The following is a 17,864-nucleotide window of genomic DNA, read 5'->3' on the forward strand; positions in this document are numbered from 1 at the left end:
CCATCGCGATTGTTCCGTCTGCGTAACTTCGAGTTACCGAACCGCCTATATTCCGTGATGATTCGTGTCGCTATGATTGACCCCATTCAAGATGCGGGGAGATGACATGAACAACGTCGGCAATAGCAGCGAATTCGTGCGGATTTCGGAGGTCGTGAGCGGTCACGACATGACCATTCGCGATGGCTTTCGTGCGAAGCATTTCGGCGAGCAGACATTTGGCGGTCTGATGGACCCGGTCGTCATGCTGGATCATTTCCACATGACGGCCCCGACCTTTGCGCCGCATCCGCATGCGGGGATTTCGGCGGTGACGTATATGTTCGAAGACGCCGTCGGCGCGCACGTCAACTACGACTCGCTCGGCAACTACGGCCCTATCGTGCCGGGCGCTTTGCATTGGTTCGCCGCCGGACGCGGCGCGGTGCACACAGAGCAACCCGAAGGCGAGGGCCATGACGTGCACGCGCTGCAAATCTTCGTCAACTTGCCCGCTTCGCAGAAGTACGACGCGCCCTATGCGTTCGACGTCGAACCTACGGAAATCCCCGAAGTGGTGTCGCCCGGTGTGCGTGTGCGGGTGGTTTTGGGCGCAAGCAATGGGGTGACGGCGAAGAAGAACGACGACCTTCCCCAACCGTTCACCTTGCTCGACGGGTTCCTGACGGATCGCGCCGCGTTCCACCACGATTTGCGGCGCGGCTGGAATGCCACCGTCTGTGTGGTCTCGGGACATTTGCAGGTCGATGCCGATGGCACGACTCGGCAACTGGGCGCTGGCGAAGCGGTCGCCGTCGGCCTGAGCAAGGGCGCAACGATCGACGTCCTCGCCATCGGTTTGCTTGCCGGGCCGGACTGCCACTTTGTGGTGTTGTCCGGACCGGCGCTCGGCGAGCCGTTGGCGAAACACGGCCCCTTCGTCATGAACACCGTCGAACAGCTCAACGACCGGATGTCGGCCTATCAGCGCGGCGAATTCGGTTCGTTAGACGAAGAGGCCTTTCCTCAGCTCAAGGCTTACCGGACGCGGGCGTAAGCACTGTAGCGGGTTAGCGGCTCAACACGTTACAGCGTCGGCTCGCACACGCGCTCGGCGGCGGCTGCCGTCGGCTCGCTCACCCGCTCGACGTCGCGTCCGCCCGCCCCGAACGCCACCACGCTCAGCAGCGCGAGCACCCACGCCCCCACCACGCCGTACACCATCACCCACCCGAAGCCGTGCACCAATGCTGCTTGCACGATCTGCCCCTGCGGATCGGCCGCCGCGAGCGCCGCGTTGTTTTGAGCAAGGTGTTCAAGACTACCGGCGGCGATCTTCTCTGCGAGCGTACGCAGCGACGTCGCGTCGAAGACGCCCGGCAACGCATTTGCCAGCGATGCACTCACGCCCTTGAGCAAGATGAAACCCATCAGCGCGATGTTGATGGCGAGGCTGATTAGCCGCGCGCTCATATCGATCCCCGACGCCATCCCCGCACGATTGGCTGACACTGCGCCGGTAGCGGTGTTGGTGACAGGCGTATTCGTCATGCCCAGGCCCACGCCGCAGAGCAGACTGCCGGGTAGCATCGTGAGCCAGCTGGCATCGGCCATGCCTGAGCCGATCTTCATCAACAGGAAGCCGAGACCGATGGTGAACAGACCCAGCGGAATGACGCGGCGGGCGTCGATGCGCAACGACAGGCGTTCGGCGAACGGCGGCACCACGAGCGTCGGCAATGTGTACGCCAGCAGCGACAGCCCTGCGTTCACGCTGCTGTAACCGAGCGCGCCCTGAAAGTAGATCGGCAGATAGATCATGAACGACCAGTAGCTGAAGTTCATCCCCATCGAGCCGAACATCGCGCCGGAGAACCGACGGATGCGGAACACGGAAAAGTCGAACATCGGGCGCGGGCTTCGCTTCTCGATCCAGAGAAAGGCGATGAAACTGACGAGCGTCGCCGCTGCGATGCCAAGCGCCTGCGGACTGCCCATGCCGAGATCCGGCCCTTGCGTGATGAAGTACACCAGACCGAACGTGGCGAGCGACAGCGTGACGATGCCCGGCACGTCCAGATAATTCGCGTGCGGGTCGCGAGACTCCTGTACACCGACGAATACCAGCCCCAGTGCCACGATCGACAGCACCACGTGCACGAGGAAGACCCATTGCCAGTCGGCCACGGCAACAATCATGCCGCCGATGATCGGGCCGAAACCGAGACCGATGCCGAAAATGATGCCCCACGCGCCGAACGCCTCGCTGCGCTCGCGCCCCTCGCGGAACTGGTGCGAGAGCACCGCCACCTGACAGATCAGCATCGCGCCCCCGCCCATCCCCTGAAGGAAGCGGCTGACGATGAGCACCGGCGCGCTCTGCGCCAGCCCGCAGGCGAGCGACGTTAGCGCGAACACCACGATGCTGATGACGTAGACGCGACGTCGTCCAAACCGGTCGGCAAGCGAGCCTGTCGCCATCAACACCGTGGTGCAGGCGAGTGTGTAGGCGTTCATGATCCATTGGATTTCCCGGAAATCCGCAGGCAGTACACGCTCCAGCGTCGACAGGACGGTCGGCACGCTGGAGATTTCAAGGCCGAACATCAGCGATGTCAGGCAGACGGCGGCAAGCGCCAGTGCGTTTTGAGATGCGCGTGAGGGTGTCATGGGATTCGCGAACGAGAATGAAGTCAGAGGTAATATATCGGGAACCAGATTCCCGATTACTGATATTTCTTCCCGCAATACGCGACCGTACAGACCCAATATGACGAATAAACTCGACGGCGTGGCCGTCTTCGTTCAGGTCATCGAAGCCGGTAGTTTTACGCTCGCGGCAGAGCGTATGCATCTGACGCGCTCGGCCATCGGCAAGGTGATTTCCCGTCTGGAAGCACGGCTCGGGGTGCGCCTGCTGCATCGCACGACGCGCAGTCATACGCTCACGGAAGCGGGACGTGTGTATTACGAGCGTTGCGTGAGGGCGCTGGCTGAACTCGACGCAGGTGCGGCGGAGGTCGAGAGCGGGCTGAACGAGCCGCGCGGACGACTGCGTGTGAGCGTGCCGATTGCGTTCGGTCATCAATGCGTAGCGCCGGTGTTGTTCGGGCTGGCGCGTCAATATCCCAAGCTGCAAATCGACATTTCGTTTTCCGACCGGAGCGTCGATCTCATCGAGGAGAACATCGATTTAGCGGTGCGCATCGGTGAGTTGCGCGATAACGCGACGCTCGACGCCCGACGCATTGGCACGCAGTACATGAGCATCGGCGCGTCGCCTGCGTATCTGGCGGAGCACGGCATGCCCGTCGAGCCGGACGATTTCGCCGCCCACACAGGCATCTCGTATTCGCGCAGCGGATCGATGGCGCGGTGGCACATGCTCGATGATGACGGTATCGAGCACGCGTTGCAGATTACGCGTCAGCTCAGTCTCGACGATGTTCAGGCGATTGCAGATGCGGGGATTGCCGGGCTTGGGCTGGTGTATTTGCCGTGCTGGTTTCTGGAGAAGCATGCCTCTGCAGGACGGCTGGTGGTCGTGCGTAGCCGTTGCGGGGTGCGTCCGCAGGCGATTCACGTGGTGTGGCCGAAGTCGCCCTATCTGCCGTCGAAGACGCGCTGCGCAATCGACGCGCTTTCGACGGAGATCCCGATGCTCAGGATTGGGTGAGGTGCGGTCATTCGATGGATAGCGTGCCGCGCATCATCTCGGCGTGGGACGGGAACGAACAGAAGTAGGTATAGGCGGTACCGTGCGAGAGCTTCGATGCGTCGAACGTTACCGACGTCCGTTCGCCGCCACCGATCATCGCGGTCTTCGCGATCACGCGTTCGTCGCCCGGCTTAACCCAATCGTTGTCGGGACCTGCCGCGAGACCATCGGCAATGGCCGCATGGAGGTCGTTCTCGCGGACCAACACCCAGTTGTGTCCGGCGGCCGCCTTGGGTTTCTTGCCCGTATGGATCAATTGGACGGTGAGTGTCTTGCAGGCCGACGGCACGCTGATGTGCGTGGGCGAAAACTTCTTGCCGGGACGGCCCTGCACGTCGATCTGACACGCATCACCTACGACTGTTGCTACCGCACGGACGTCGTCGCCCGTGCGCACCATGCTCATGGAGCCCGCATGCTCGACGCCTTGCGCCAGGCCGGGGATCGGAGCGCCAAGGCAGGCCACGAAGATCAGATTGAGCGCGCGCGTACGCGCCCCAAACAACGAGAAATTTTCCGACAACACGTTCGCTCCAAGCGTTTCGAAATCACCTGACGACACCGATACCGATGGCATCACCCGACTTTCGACGATAGCCCGCGATTGCGTTGGGCGTTTGTTGGTCGTTCTCTGTTTTGTATTGGTTTGTATTGCTAATCGGTTTTGGTGTTGTTTTGATCTTTCGCTTCTCTTTCCGAACTCAACCCCGCGGGGGACCAGGGCCCTATTCCGCCCCTCAGACATAAACCCAACTCGGTTCAGAACAGGGCCCTGATCCCCCGCTCATCGCACTTTTCACGTTGGCGTTCTCACGCCCTATCGCCCTATTGCTTCGGTTTATCGCGGTTGCACTTTCGTCAAGCGATAGCCACTGACAGCGCAAACTGGCGAACGGTTTGCGGGATGCCGGAATGGCCGCCGACAATACCGTTTGTGCCGCTCTCGATGGACGCCGCGACACTGCCTGCCTTTCTGGATCGCGGACGACAGACAAGCCGAATATCAGGAACGAGTTCGCCAGGAATCTGGATCTCGTTCGCAAGCACGATCCGCATGCCAGCCAGTACACCAGCGGCATCGGACTCTTCTGCTCGCGCACCTACCATCAGTGCTTCGATTGCGGCAATTTCCGCACGCGCCGAGGCGAACGGAGCCGTACCGGATCGGCCGATGTAGTCGCAGAAACTATCGCGCAGCGAAGTTACCGACGCGGCATACCGGCGCGTGTTGAGTATCCGGGCCATGACGCCATTTCGGGCGAAGACGTCGAGCACCGCCTCGCCCACAAAGGGGCGATGGTCGGTGAGCAGTTGTTCGAGCGTCCTGCGACGGAGATCGGGAATGGCGCGTTCTGCGACGCGTGCGACCGAGGTGCGATACCGCGCGCGCAGTGCGACGTCGCGTCTGGCGAGGCCCTCAAGTTCTTTGCGGGACTTGTCCATTGCAGCGGCAAGGCGCTCGATGGCCTCGCGCATATCTTGGCTTCCGGGGTGCTCCATTGCTGCTCCGACCACTCAGGGCACACAGGCGACATGCCAATGACGATCCTGATCATCTGTCGTCCGCGATCCTACCTGTCAATCTCGGATAAACCGTGGAGACATTGCGCAGAATCGGTTGAACTCGTATAGTGACGGCCGTGAGGACGACCTCACCTGTGACGAGACATTCCGGGACGGCCCGGCTCTTTTTTGGAGAGCCGTATGGCTTGGATCTATCTCACGCTCGCAGGTGTTCTGGAAGTCCTTTGGGCTTACACGATGAAGCAGTCTGCTGGCTTCACGAAGCTCATCCCCTCTGTAGTCACGCTCGTGACGATGGCCGCTAGCTTTGGTTTGCTATCGGTTTCCATGAAATCCCTTCCGCTGGGCACGGCTTACACGATCTGGACTGGCATTGGTGCCGTTGGCGCATTTGTCGTCGGCATTTTCGCGCTTGGCGAAATCGTCAGCACTGCCCGCATCGCCGCCGCAACGTTGATCGTCAGCGGCCTGATCCTCATGAAACTCTCGTCGTAACCGACAACCTCGTTTTAGGTCATTCGAACCGGCGAGGCGCTTGTGCGTCTCGTGTCGGTGTTGCTTATGACGTGGTTTGGGATTCGCTTCGATGCACCGGTGGGCTTGTGCGAAGGTATGCGTTCGCACATTTGCGTTGCCACCGACGCGCGCTTCTTTTGATTGGATCGATTGATGGACGTCTCAGAATACTACCCGGCACTTCTCTTTCTCATCGTGGCATTGCTGATGGGGGTGGGCTTACTCTTCGTAGCCAAACCCATCCGGCCAAGCAGGCCGGACGACGCAAAGAACTCCCCTTACGAATGCGGATTCAACGCCTTCGGCGACGCGCGCAAGAAGTTCGATGTCCGCTTTTATCGCGTCGCAATCTTCTTCATCATCTTCGACATCGAACTGGCCTTCACCATCCCCTGGGCGGTCTCACTGCGAGAAGCAGGCATGGTGAGTCTGATGGCGATGATTGCGTTTCTCGGTGTGTTGGTCCTTGGCTTCGCTTATGAGTGGAAGAAGAAGGCGTTCGAGTGGGAGTGATTGCCACTCACGGACGCCCATGCATAACGCAAAAAATGCCCCGACGGCGAGATCGTCGGGGCCAAAACTACAACATGGACGGGAAGGGGCGACCATGCAAAAGCGAGTGTAATGAGCGATGTCGGTCCCGATTCACATCCGTAATTTGAGGACGCGGCGTTGGCAACGACGTCATGAAATCGAATCGCGTTGATAGCACCACCACGCGCGGGTTTGACGGGTTTGGACGATCAAGAACGTGTGTCACCTCGTCAAAGAAATCTAAGAAGAAGACCAACGGTGAGCGACAAATCGCGTACGCCGCTTGGACATAAAAAAGCCCCGGCATTCGTCAATGCCGGGGCAAGCACTTCCTCTCACGACACACACGACAGGGGACTGCCATGCATGAACTGAGTCTAGGGTGCGAACGATCGGATGGGTTGCGTAGCGAGAAAGCGACTGGCGCGAACGTCTGGCCTGAGCGTTGCCGGTCCGCCTAAAACAACCGCCAATAGTGACCTGCGCCACCGCGACGAGGATGCACTTCGTCGAGTGCAGAAATTGGAAACTAGGACAAAGACTACGAACCATCTGCACGCATACGCGCAGACTACCTAGTTAGCATGCCCCGAATCGACGCGTACGTATGGAGGTCATCCTGGGAGCATATGGGGCTGGGAAGTGCCTCTTGGTCTCAATCCGTCGCCAGCGCCGCCGTCTGCGGGGGCACTGGCGGGCATGAAGCCTATTGCGTTAACAATTCCCTTTTTTCGCTTGTCCGGGCGGGCAGAAACCATTGCCCGGGCCACCACGACCACCATGCGGTCCGTCGTCGGGAACGTACACGGCACAGCTTGCAAGCAAGACGGTGGTCGCGAGAAGCAGGAAAGTGAGTTTGCGCATTTGTGAAGTCCTCCGCGTAATGATTGAATTGAATGACCTCTTCGCGTCATCTGAAGCGCATTTTACCGCTCCGTCCGAATGCGATCTCTAGGGAGTTCCAGTGAAGAACTTCTGTCGTCAAGACCGTGACGGTTGATGCGATGACGCATCAAGTCGTGCCAAATGCGTCAACGCGAGACATGCTCGGCGCGAGGCGTTCGCACTGCAACTTCTCACCCCATTCGTGGGCGAATCGTCGGGTAAGAAATCGAGGGGGTCGGCTGCAATTTTGGAGGTGACGAGGTGAGATTTTGGACGTCCCTCGAACAATCGGAATTCACGCAAAGAACCTCGCCAAGCCTTACAGGCAGGTCGTTTGCAAGATATTGCGGGAAGAAGTGAGACCTACGAAACCGATGCCAAAACGGGGAGTTGGTGCGAGGAAGGGGACTCGAACCCCTACACCCTTTCGGGCGTCAGGACCTAAACCTGGTGCGTCTACCAATTTCGCCATCCTCGCAGCCCGTGGGCGTCGTTACCTTTTAGGTGCGACATCCCGGCATCGGGTCGACGACATGCATGCGTCCTGTCGGACATGAAAAAGGGCGACTTGTCGCCGCCCCGCTGCATGCGTCAAAGCAGGCGCGTATTCTACACGAACCGATTTCGACCGGCAATCTCCGCTCGCCCCCGCACCGTCCCACGCGTCCGGTCGGCTCGCAATGCTAGAATTCGCACCAATTCATGGCTTCTGCCCGCGTGCGCGCTTACGCACCTAAACGCCCGCGCACCGATTTCCGGGCACCTGACCAAACCGATACCCCATTCGCATGCAACCCCACGAGACCGCCGACGACGCCTCCGGCTCCCCCGCCAACATCACCCAGGCCAACGCGTACTGCCGCCAAAAAGCAGGCCCGCCCGGATCCGCGCTCTATTACGCCCTGCTCCAACTGCCACCATCCAAGCGCGACGCCGCTTATGCCGTCCACGCCTTTTGTCAGGAAATCGCCGATATTCACTCGGCCGTCCATGACCCCGGCGTCGCACACGCCAAGCTCGACTGGTGGCGTCAGGAGCTGGCCCGCCTCTTTGCTGGCAACCCCGCCCATCCGGTCACTCGAGCACTCCTTGCCGTCGTGCAAAGCAGCAAGCTCTCGCGCGACACTTTCGAAGCCGTCCTGCACGGTGCCGAGATGGATCTCTCGCAGATGCGCTACCTCGACTTCGCCGGTCTCACGCACTATTGCGATGCCGCCGGCGGCGCCCCCGCAGAACTCACGTCCCAAGTCTACGGTTTCGACGACCCGCAAACGCCCGCCCTCGCGCGCGCCCTCGGCCATGCCATCACGCTCGGACGACGTGTCACCGACGCCGGTGTCGACGCGCGCTCCGGTTACGTCTATTTCCCCATCGACGAACTTCAGCGCTTCGGCGTCACTGCCGCCGACATTCAGAACGGCAAGTACTCGCCCGCTTTTGTCGAGCTAATGAAGTTCCAGCACGCACGCGCACGTCAGGCCATCACCGACGCCGCCGTCGCGATCCCTAAACAGGATCGTCGCAAGCAACGCCCGCTGCTCGCCCTCGCCGCGCTGCAGTTGGCATTGATGGACGAAGTCGCCGCGAGCGACTATCAAGTGCTCCATCAGCGGATCGACCTCACGCCGCTGCGCAAATTTTGGCGGGCCTGGCGAGCTCGCTGAAGACACGAGGGTTTACGCATCCCTACACCGCTACGCTCTCGGCACTCCACCTCAGCACAGGCAACGGCTTGAACACAACGCACCAGACCGACCGCGAACTCAAGCCCGCAAACCACGCTGCCGCAGCGTCTTCACCACCTCTCAAACCCGCATCACATCCAACGGCTTGAACGCGCCGCCCAGCACGGGCTGTGGGTTCAGGCCCCACCAACGCTGCAGCACCGTCGCGTAGACGTCGCGGAAATCGACGGCAAACGGCAAGTTGCCGTTGCCATCCAGCCGATCCAGTCTCGGCGCTTCGCCATACAGGCCGCCACGCACTCGCCCACCCGCGATGAAGTGCGGCGCGACCGTGCCGTGATCCGTCCCCCCACTCTGATTCTCTCGCGGACGCCGTCCGAACTCGGCATACGTCACGATCATCGTCGACTGCCATCGGTTCAGCTCGGTCAGCCCCGCCCGCAACGCCATCATCCCCTGCGACAATTGACGCAACAGGTTCGCCTGCTGCCCCATCTGGTTCTGATGCGTATCGAATCCATTGAGCGTGAGACGCAACACCGCCACGCCACGCCCCGGCTGCGGCACACCGGCCGGTGAATCCGCCGCGGCGACCACCTGCAACGCCGTCTTCACCACATTGCCAAAAGCCCCCTGCGGCATCGGCGTGCGCAAAACATACTGCCCCTGGCGCGGACGCAAACCGTCCGCGGCCTTCACAATGTCGTTCTCCACCCGCAGCACGTGTGCCAACGCCGGATTGCTCACCTGCGCAACATTCGTAGACGCCAGACTCGCATCGCGTAAAAACTGCGCCGGATTCGTCAGCGTCACCGCCCGCGCACCACCGCTCAACGGCCCCAACTCCGCACTGCCGACGATCACACCATCGGCGTCGAAACCCGACGGCACCGCCTGCTCTGCGAACGCCCGCGATAACCATCCATCACGCAAATACTCATCCGAGCGAGATGCCGTATTCCAGATCTCAATCGACCGGAAGTGCGACAGATTCGGCTGCGGATACCCCACCCCCTGCACGATCGCCAACTCGTTCGCCTGCCACATCGGCAACAAAGCGCGCATCTCCGGATGCAACCCGCTGCGCTCGTCCAACTGCACGACCTGCTCACGCTTGACGCCAATCGTGGGACGCAAGCTCGCATACATGGCGTCCGAATAAGGGATGACCGTGTTCAAGCCGTCGTTGCCGCCCTTAAGCTCGATCAGGATCAGCAAATTGCCATAGTTGCCGCCACCGCCCGGCAATATCCCGGACAGATCGCGCGCAGCGGCCAACACCGGCATCGGCGTCAGCCAAGCCGCCCCGAGACCACCCGCGAACGTCAGAAAATCACGTCGACGCATCTCACACCTCTCATGACCCGCCCTGACTCACCACCCGAGCGCAAGTCGCAAACATACCTGTCACCCAACTCGCCATCGTCCTGCGTCCCAAGCGCCTGAATCGTCACAGTCGCCCGAACTGCCCCGAACGTCCCTGTCGTCACATCCATCCCCATCGCCGCAGTTTTCGCGATCGCCATCGTTTCGATCACTTCAACTGATACGCAGGGTCCATCAATAGCGCTTGCAGAAACGCCGCACTGTTGACGCCAGGCGTTTGCAGCGCCGCCGGCGCAAGCGGCAACACAGCACGCTGCAAGGACTCGCGCTCGCCCACGTCCGGCACATCCACCGGCCCGAGCGTATAGGGTTGCAGCCATCGAGACAGATCGAAGCGCACGCCCGCCACCGTTCGCGGCATCGGCTGCGCGGGACGTAACGCCGCGCGCTGCACGCCGGGACGCGCCGACATGGACGGTACAGTCATCGACGGCCCACCCGCATTGGCGTTCTCCGTCGCGCGGAACATGCGCTCGACGAACTGCTTGCGCGCAAGCAACGTGGTGCTGTCGATCCACGCGTCGCCGCCCGGCCAGCCCTTCACGTTCGGTGGCCGGAACAAGTCCTGCCCCAGCACACGCATCTGCTGCGCGAGCATCTCCGGATCGTCGTAGCCGATGTCGAATTGCCTCACCGCATCCGTCACGAACTCGGATGGCGACTTCACCAGCGCACCGCGCGTACGCGAATCCCAAAACGCTGGCGTGAGCAGCAAGGCGCGCAACGCGACACGAATGTCGTAGCCGCTCTGCCGGAACGTCGCGGCAATCCGGTCAACCTGCACCGGGTCGGGCGTCGGCGACACGAATTCGCGCCAAAGCTTGCCGGTGACGAACACCGCCGTCTCCGGACGCGCCAGCAGCACGTCGAGCATCTGATCGCCGTCGAAGTCGCCCGTCTGGTTCAGCACGGTCTTCACGCCCGTATCGTGGAAATTGGGACGCCAGACGTAGGTCATCGTCGGCCTGTCGATGCTCCACCCGGTGTAGGCACGCGCCGCCTCGCGCACATCCTGCTCGGTGTAATGCCCTTCGCCCAGCGTGAACAGCTCCATCACCTCGCGCGCGAAGTTCTCGTTGGGACGCCCCTTGCGGCTGTTCGCGCCATCCAGATAGATGAGCATCGCGGGGTCCTTCGACACCTCGTGCAGCATCACGCCGAAGTTGCCCAGCGCGTTCGCGCGCAGCAGCACGTTCTGGCGATAGAGCACGGCCGGCTCACGCACTTTGTCGTCGCTCGAGACGAAGTGGTTATGCCAGAACATCGTCATACGTTCGGTTAGCGGCGACGGCGTGGTCGCCATTTCCTGTGCCCACCACGCCTTGAGCGACGCCGACATGCGATTGCGGCGCTCATTGAGCTCACGACGCTGCGCATCCGTCATGCCCTTGACCGGCACACTGGCCAACGGCGGCTCCGAGACCCACGCCGGGGGCGGCGTCACCGCCGTCCGCCTTGTCTGCGCCAACAACCGGTCTACGGCCTGCGCACGGGTCAGGCCGACGAAAGGAGCCAGCTCGCGGGCGTCCGGCGCGTAGCCGGTGCGCGTGAGCAGGTAGCGCGCGTCGTCGGCCGTCAGTTCGCGGCGGGATGCATCGACGGCGGGCGTCGCCAACGTCGATGTCTTGGTACGCGTCGACTGAGCAGTGTGTTGCGCATCCGCGTGACGCGAACCGGATGCATCGGCGAGCGGCGACGCAAGGCAAACCGCCGCTGCCGCCCCTGAGAGAACCGTCGCACGTACGGAAAGGAATTTCGCCCTAGCCAATAGTGGCAACGAGGACGCGACCGAAAGCGCCGATGCCCCGGCCGTCCCGGGCGACACCATCGAAATAGGTAATCCATCGCAGGACTCGGTATTTCGGACGCAAAAAAAGCCAGCGTCGGCAGAGGCTGGCGGGGGTCGGTTTTGCTTCATGTCACGCTCTCGTCAAAGTGGCGTCACTGGCGTTTTCGGAAGAAGCGTTTCGCGGCGTTTCCCCATCTGGCCCGAACGGATCTCGGACAAGGGGAACGGCGAGCGTCGTGTCAGTGACTATACAGTTCACGCACGGCGTCTTGAATGTGTTGACGCAGCAATCGTCGATCTTCCGGTGACATATGTCCGTTGGGACGTCGCCCGGGAGGCGTATTCGGGAGGTCGTCGTTGCGGCGATCGGCGTTGGGATCGCTGGCCGGGGCATTCTTGGAGGGATTGCGCGGCGAAGGCGCCGGGGCCGCGCGCTGAATCCGCGGCGCACTCGCGCCCTGATGCTGCGTACTGAAATGCGCGACGGGACGGGCATAGGTCACGCCCAGGTGCCCCCAGAGCATGATTCCCCCGAACAGTAGCGTAAACTCAGCAGCCCATCTCATCTTGTGCGTATGTCCTTCATGCCATGCGGCTGTTTTTGCCCTGGCAGGGGTGCAAGTGTACCCACTGCCTATGGTCAGCGCACAAGCCGTAGGGTAAATTGTGTAACCCTTTGTAACCCGCTTTGGCGGCCTCCTCAGTTCGCAACATTTCGGGCTAAGATACGTGGCATGGAAAACAAAAACTCTCCCAAAATTCTGGTTGTCGACGACGATCCGCGCCTGCGCGACCTGCTTCGTCGTTACCTCGGGGAACAGGGTTTCAATGTCTTTGTGGCCGAAAATGCAACGGCCATGAACAAGCTTTGGGTGCGCGAGCGCTTCGATCTGCTCGTGCTGGACCTGATGCTCCCCGGTGAAGACGGTCTCTCTATTTGTCGCCGTCTGCGTGGCGCGAATGACCGCACGCCGATCATCATGTTAACGGCCAAAGGCGAGGATGTCGACCGTATCGTCGGTCTCGAGATGGGCGCCGACGACTATCTCCCCAAGCCCTTCAATCCGCGCGAACTCGTCGCCCGCATTCACGCCGTCCTGCGTCGCCAGGCCCCGCCCGAACTTCCGGGTGCACCCAGCGAAACCATGGAGACGTTCGAGTTCGGTGACTTCGCTCTGAACCTCGCCACACGCACGCTCACCAAGAACGGCCAGGAAATTGCCCTGACGACGGGCGAGTTCTCGGTCCTCAAGGTCTTTGCACGTCATCCGCGTCAACCGCTCTCGCGCGAAAAGCTCATGGAGCTTGCGCGCGGCCGTGAATACGAAGTCTTCGACCGAAGCCTCGACGTGCAGATCTCGCGTCTGCGCAAGCTCATCGAACCGGACCCGGGCAGCCCCCGCTTCATTCAGACGGTATGGGGCCTCGGCTACGTGTTCATCCCGGACGGCGGCGCGTGATCGCGCATCACGTCTCGCGCTACAAAACGACGCCGGTCGTGACCCATTCGCGCACCGGCGTCTTGACTTGCCTCACCTCGCAATTCCTGCAATTCATGTCGCTCGCCGTGGCTCCCATGAGCCTCCGTCATTTCGAATCTTGCGCGCTTCGGACCTTCCGACCCGCCCTCGTCACGCATTAGACGGAGCAACCCCATGCATCCGATTCGGATGGTACGCGGGCTGTTCGGCGGTCTGTTCTGGCGTACCTTTTTCCTCATCGCACTGCTCATCGGCGTCAGCCTCGCCGCGTGGTATCAGAGCTTTCGCGTGATCGAACGCGAGCCGCGAGCACAGCGCGTCGCACAGCAACTCGTCTCCATCGTCAAACTCACGCGCACAGCCCTGCTCTATTCCGAGCCGGACCTGCGCCGCGCATTACTTCAGGATCTGGAAAGTAACGAAGGCATTCGCGTCTACCCGCGCGAACCGGCCGATTCGATCGAGAAGCAACCTGGTGGCGTCGTGCAGGACCTGATCGTGCGCGACGTACAGCGACGCCTTGGCACCGACACCGTCATCGCCGCCTCGGTCAACGAGATTCCCGCCATGTGGATCAGCTTCAAGATCGATGAAGACGACTACTGGGTCGCCATCGAGCAAGACCGGATCGACACGGCGACAGGCCTTCAACTGTTCAGTTGGGGGACGTTCGCACTCGCCCTCTCGCTCATCGGCGCGGCGTTCATCACGGCGCTCGTGAACCGGCCGTTCGCGCGGCTCGCCCATGCGGCACGCGCCATCGGCGAAGGTCAGCGTCCCGATCCATTGCCCGAGCGCGGCATGGGCGAAGCGGCCGAGGCCAACCGAAGTTTCAATCAGATGGTGGAGGAACTCGACCGGCTCGAAGCCGACCGGGCGTTGATGCTCGCCGGCATCTCGCACGATCTGCGCACACCGCTCGCGCGCCTGCGCCTCGAGACGGAAATGAGCCCGTCGGACGAAACGGTCAAACGCGACATGATCAGCGACATCGAGCAAATGGACGAGATCATCGGCCGCTTCCTCGATTACGCCCGCCCGGCTTCGCGCACGGCACAGGCCGTGGATCTGTCCGAAGTCGCGCGCGATACGGCAAGCGCTTTCGACGGACGCGAAGAACTGAACATCACCGTCGAACTCGCCGATACGGCGCTGATACTGGCCGAGCGCACCGACCTCAAGCGTCTGCTCACGAACTTGATCGAAAACGCTCGCAAGTACGGCCGCGATGCGCAAACCGACGTCGCCAACGTCCACATCTCCACACGAGTCCTCGGCGAACGCGTCGAGATGCGCGTGCGCGATACCGGTCCCGGCATCCCCGAGGATCAATTGCACCTCGTGTTCCGTCCCTTCTATCGTGTGGACACCGCCCGCACGAAGGCCGACGGCACGGGGCTGGGCATGGCCATCGTCCAGCGCATCGCGACGCGCTACAAAGGTCATGCCTCGCTGCGTAACGTACACCCCGGCTCCGGACTTGAAATCACGGTGTCATTTCCGCTTGCTAAATAAGTGTTTGATGTGATCGGACGAAAATTTGGCTATGCTCAAGGCTTGGCCTCGCCCGAAGCCGCAAAATCCTATCGAAGGGATTTGTTTTAACTATCCCCCACATAAAAATAAGCTATTGCTATCATAAGTTTGATAGCGTATACTGCTTTGGTTGACCGGGATCGCGTGAACTCGGTCAGTTGCCAGTTTTGATGTCCTTGCGATATCACGACATAAACCGCACTAATTTAGGAGTAATCGATGAAGACTGTCGGCGATAAACTCGAAGCGTTCTCGGTCGAAGCGGCCAAGCCTGGTTTCAACAACCACGAAGAAAACGGCGTGTCGGCTTTCGAAACGATCACCGAAGCCTCGTTCCCGGGCAAGTGGAAGATCATCTACTTCTACCCGAAGGATTTCACCTTCGTGTGCCCGACCGAAATCGTGGAATTCGGCAAGCTGGCCAACGACTTCGCTGATCGTGACGCAGTGCTGCTCGGCGGCTCGGGTGACAACGAATTCGTGAAGCTGGCATGGCGCCGTGAGCACAAGGACCTGAGCAAGCTGAACCACTACTCGTTCGGCGACACGACCGGTGCTCTGATCGACCAACTGGGCGTGCGCGACAAGCAAGCTGGCGTGGCACTGCGTGCAACGTTCATCGTTGACCCGGACAACGTCATCCAGCACGTGTCGGTGAACAACCTGAACGTCGGCCGTAACCCGGAAGAAGTTCTCCGTATTCTGGACGGTCTGCAAACGGACGAACTCTGCCCGTGCAACCGTGCAGTTGGCGGTGAAACGCTCTAAGCGTCTCCCGAAGCCCGCGCAAGCGGGCTTTTTCAGCCCAAAGCAATAGGAGAAATTTATGGAATTCATCACCGCGATTAAGGCGCAGATCCCTGACTACGCCAAGGACATCCGCCTGAACCTCGACGGCACCATCGTCCGCTCCTCGCTGGAAGGCAATGACGCCGTCGGCGTGGCCCTCGCCGCTGCGTTCGCAGCCAAGAGCCAGCCGCTCGTTAAGGCAATTCGCGAAGCTGGCGTGCTGTCCCCGGAAGAGCTTGAAGGCGCGTTGACCGCAGCCGCGCTCATGGGCATGAACAACACCTGGTATCCGTATCTCGAGATGGCCGACAACGCCGAGCTCAAGAACGAAAAGGCCCAACTGCGCATGAACGGCTACGCCACGCGTGGCGGTGTCGACCAGCGTCGCTTCGAGATGTACGCGCTGGCCGCGTCCATCGTCGGCAAGTGCCACTTCTGCGTGAAGTCGCACGCTCACCTGCTCTCCGCCGAGCACGGCATGAGCACCGCGCAACTGCGTGACGTCGGCCGTATCGCTGCCGTCATCAATGCCGCGGCTCAGGTGATCGCTGCCGAAGCTGCATAAGCTTCCTACGCTTCGATGCGGCGAACGACATACGTCGTCGCCCAATAAAAACGGCGCTACCGGACGATTCCGGTAGCGCCGTTTTGCTTGCGTCCGGCTGACGGCAAGGTCAGAGACTTAAGCGTACCGCAGCAACATTAGCGTCCGATCAGCAACGCCGCCGCTTGCGCTTCAATGCCTTCCTGACGTCCGAGGTAGCCCAGCTTTTCGTTTGTCTTCGCCTTGACATTCACCTGCGCGACGCTAACGCCCAGTGCGTCTGCAATCGACTGCGTCATCGCTGCAATATGCGGCGCGAGCTTCGGGGCCTGTGCGACGACCGTGCAGTCGACGTTCAGGATCTCGTAACCCTGCTCACGCACGCGACGCATCGCCTCCTTGAGCAGAACGACGCTGTTCGCGCCCTTGAACGTCGGGTCGGTATCCGGGAAGTGACGACCGATGTCGCCCAGCGCAGCGGCACCGAGCACAGCATCGGTGATCGCATGAAGCAGCACATCGGCGTCCGAGTGGCCGAGCAGGCCGCGCTCGAACGGGATCGTCACGCCGCCCATGATGAGCGGACGGCCCGGCACGAGTGCATGCACGTCGTAGCCCTGACCGATGCGGAGTTTGGACAGTGCGGCCAGCGAAACGGGAGAAACAGGAGAAACAGCTTGTTCAGTCATGTGGAGTCTTGAAATCGCCAGAGGCGGAAATACGGCACGTCAGTTCACGTCGGCCGGTCGACGCTCAGGCCGGTTTTGCCATGCCGAGAAACGCCTCGGCCAGCGCGAAATCTTCGGGATACGTCACCTTGAAGTTGCGCAGGCTACCGCGCACGAGCTTCGGCGCGTGGCCCATGCGCTCAATGGCGCTGGCCTCGTCGGTGACTTCGGCCCCGGCGGCGAGCGCGTCTTCCAGCGCGTGACGGAGCATGCCGAGACGGAACATCTGCGGCGTCTGCGCCTGCCAGAGTCCGTCGCGCGACTCGGTGGCCTGAATCGCCGCCAGCTTGCCCTTCTCGACCGGGGGCTGCTCACGTTTGAGCGTATCGGCGACAGGCAGCGCCAGAATACCGCCGACGGGATCGTCGCGCAGGGCACCCACGAGCGTACGGATCAGTTCAGGTGTAATCCCGGGACGCGCTGCATCGTGCACGAGCACCCAGTCGGTATCCTGTGCGCCGAACTCGGTGAGCGCCTGAAGCCCGCCCAGCACCGACGCATGGCGCGACGGGCCGCCACAGCGGCGCACGGCGAAACGCAACGTGCCGAAGCGTCGTCCGTCGAAATGATTGTCGTCCGGCGCCAGCACCAGCACGGTCTGCGCGAATTCGGAACAGGCGTCGAACGCGGCGAGCGCATAGTGAAGCATGGGACGTCCGCCGACGCTTCGGTATTGCTTGGGCACGTCGGCCCCGGCGCGTACACCGGCCCCGGCACACGGGATCACGGCAAAAAGTCGGTCGCTCACGATAAAACGCAGGTAAGGATAA

16 protein-coding genes and 1 tRNA gene are annotated in these 17,864 nt (G+C 61.5%); 9 read left to right on the plus strand and 8 right to left on the minus strand.

The window, feature by feature from the left end; translation table 11 throughout:
• Positions 1-106 precede the first annotated feature (106 nt).
• A complete protein-coding gene (locus PCO31010_RS03385) occupies positions 107-1,036 on the plus strand; it encodes a pirin family protein (protein WP_246184425.1) in 930 nt (309 codons plus the stop codon).
• Between the two features lie 29 nt (positions 1,037-1,065).
• On the opposite strand, the gene PCO31010_RS03390 is transcribed toward PCO31010_RS03385, so the two are convergent.
• On the minus strand, positions 1,066-2,649 hold the full coding sequence (locus PCO31010_RS03390) for an MFS transporter (RefSeq protein ID WP_150662975.1): 1,584 nt from the start codon (positions 2,647-2,649) through the stop codon (positions 1,066-1,068).
• A 100-nt stretch (positions 2,650-2,749) separates the two neighbouring features.
• Here PCO31010_RS03390 and PCO31010_RS03395 point away from each other — a divergent pair, with 100 nt between their 5' ends.
• Entirely contained in the window at positions 2,750-3,655 is a 906-nt protein-coding gene (locus tag PCO31010_RS03395; protein WP_150662976.1) for a LysR family transcriptional regulator, read from the plus strand.
• A 7-nt stretch (positions 3,656-3,662) separates the two neighbouring features.
• On the opposite strand, the gene azu is transcribed toward PCO31010_RS03395, so the two are convergent.
• Together azu and PCO31010_RS03405 are read right to left on the minus strand one after the other, a co-directional pair.
• Positions 3,663-4,223, minus strand: coding sequence for an azurin (gene azu / locus PCO31010_RS03400; protein WP_246184426.1), 561 nt, complete (start codon positions 4,221-4,223; stop codon positions 3,663-3,665).
• A gap of 332 nt (positions 4,224-4,555) precedes the next feature.
• Positions 4,556-5,173, minus strand: coding sequence for a hypothetical protein (locus tag PCO31010_RS03405; protein ID WP_150662977.1), 618 nt, complete (start codon positions 5,171-5,173; stop codon positions 4,556-4,558).
• Positions 5,174-5,401: 228 nt separating this feature from the next.
• On the opposite strand from PCO31010_RS03405, the gene PCO31010_RS03410 reads away from it, so the two are divergent.
• Entirely contained in the window at positions 5,402-5,716 is a 315-nt protein-coding gene (locus PCO31010_RS03410) for a DMT family transporter (RefSeq protein ID WP_039397911.1), read from the plus strand.
• 174 nt (positions 5,717-5,890) lie between these two features.
• Positions 5,891-6,250: an NADH-quinone oxidoreductase subunit A gene (ndhC, locus tag PCO31010_RS03415; protein ID WP_150662978.1), complete on the plus strand. Its 360-nt coding sequence runs from the start codon at positions 5,891-5,893 to the stop codon at positions 6,248-6,250.
• 1,297 nt (positions 6,251-7,547) lie between these two features.
• Here the strand turns inward: ndhC and PCO31010_RS03420 are convergent.
• A tRNA-Leu gene (locus PCO31010_RS03420) sits at positions 7,548-7,634 on the minus strand.
• A gap of 310 nt (positions 7,635-7,944) precedes the next feature.
• Here PCO31010_RS03420 and hpnD point away from each other — a divergent pair.
• Positions 7,945-8,820, plus strand: a complete 876-nt coding sequence (hpnD, locus tag PCO31010_RS03425) for a presqualene diphosphate synthase HpnD (RefSeq protein WP_150662979.1) — start codon at positions 7,945-7,947, stop codon at positions 8,818-8,820.
• A gap of 141 nt (positions 8,821-8,961) precedes the next feature.
• Here the strand turns inward: hpnD and PCO31010_RS03430 are convergent, their stop codons facing one another.
• Both PCO31010_RS03430 and PCO31010_RS03435 read right to left on the minus strand, forming a co-directional pair.
• A complete protein-coding gene (locus tag PCO31010_RS03430) occupies positions 8,962-10,188 on the minus strand; it encodes a DUF1501 domain-containing protein (RefSeq protein WP_150662980.1) in 1,227 nt (408 codons plus the stop codon).
• A 187-nt stretch (positions 10,189-10,375) separates the two neighbouring features.
• A complete protein-coding gene (locus tag PCO31010_RS03435; protein ID WP_150662981.1) occupies positions 10,376-12,055 on the minus strand; it encodes a DUF1800 domain-containing protein in 1,680 nt (559 codons plus the stop codon).
• 695 nt (positions 12,056-12,750) lie between these two features.
• On the opposite strand from PCO31010_RS03435, the gene ompR reads away from it, so the two are divergent.
• The 4 genes from ompR (at position 12,751) to PCO31010_RS03460 (ending at position 16,387) form a co-directional block, all read left to right on the plus strand.
• Entirely contained in the window at positions 12,751-13,476 is a 726-nt protein-coding gene (ompR, locus tag PCO31010_RS03445; protein ID WP_010808867.1) for an osmolarity response regulator transcription factor OmpR, read from the plus strand.
• Between the two features lie 195 nt (positions 13,477-13,671).
• Positions 13,672-15,012, plus strand: a complete 1,341-nt coding sequence (locus PCO31010_RS03450) for an ATP-binding protein (RefSeq protein ID WP_150662983.1) — start codon at positions 13,672-13,674, stop codon at positions 15,010-15,012.
• A gap of 240 nt (positions 15,013-15,252) precedes the next feature.
• A complete protein-coding gene (locus PCO31010_RS03455; RefSeq protein ID WP_150662984.1) occupies positions 15,253-15,801 on the plus strand; it encodes a peroxiredoxin in 549 nt (182 codons plus the stop codon).
• Positions 15,802-15,859: 58 nt separating this feature from the next.
• Positions 15,860-16,387, plus strand: a complete 528-nt coding sequence (locus PCO31010_RS03460; RefSeq protein WP_150662985.1) for a carboxymuconolactone decarboxylase family protein — start codon at positions 15,860-15,862, stop codon at positions 16,385-16,387.
• A gap of 137 nt (positions 16,388-16,524) precedes the next feature.
• Here PCO31010_RS03460 and ispF read toward each other — a convergent pair whose 3' ends face one another.
• Together ispF and ispD are read right to left on the minus strand one after the other, a co-directional pair.
• Entirely contained in the window at positions 16,525-17,055 is a 531-nt protein-coding gene (ispF, locus tag PCO31010_RS03465; protein ID WP_150662986.1) for a 2-C-methyl-D-erythritol 2,4-cyclodiphosphate synthase, read from the minus strand.
• Positions 17,056-17,119: 64 nt separating this feature from the next.
• Positions 17,120-17,842: a 2-C-methyl-D-erythritol 4-phosphate cytidylyltransferase gene (ispD, locus tag PCO31010_RS03470; protein WP_150662987.1), complete on the minus strand. Its 723-nt coding sequence runs from the start codon at positions 17,840-17,842 to the stop codon at positions 17,120-17,122.
• Between the last annotated feature and the right edge of the window lie 22 nt (positions 17,843-17,864).

The sequence above is a fragment of the Pandoraea commovens genome (genome assembly GCF_902459615.1).
GTDB classification, from domain to species: Bacteria; Pseudomonadota; Gammaproteobacteria; order Burkholderiales; family Burkholderiaceae; genus Pandoraea; species Pandoraea commovens.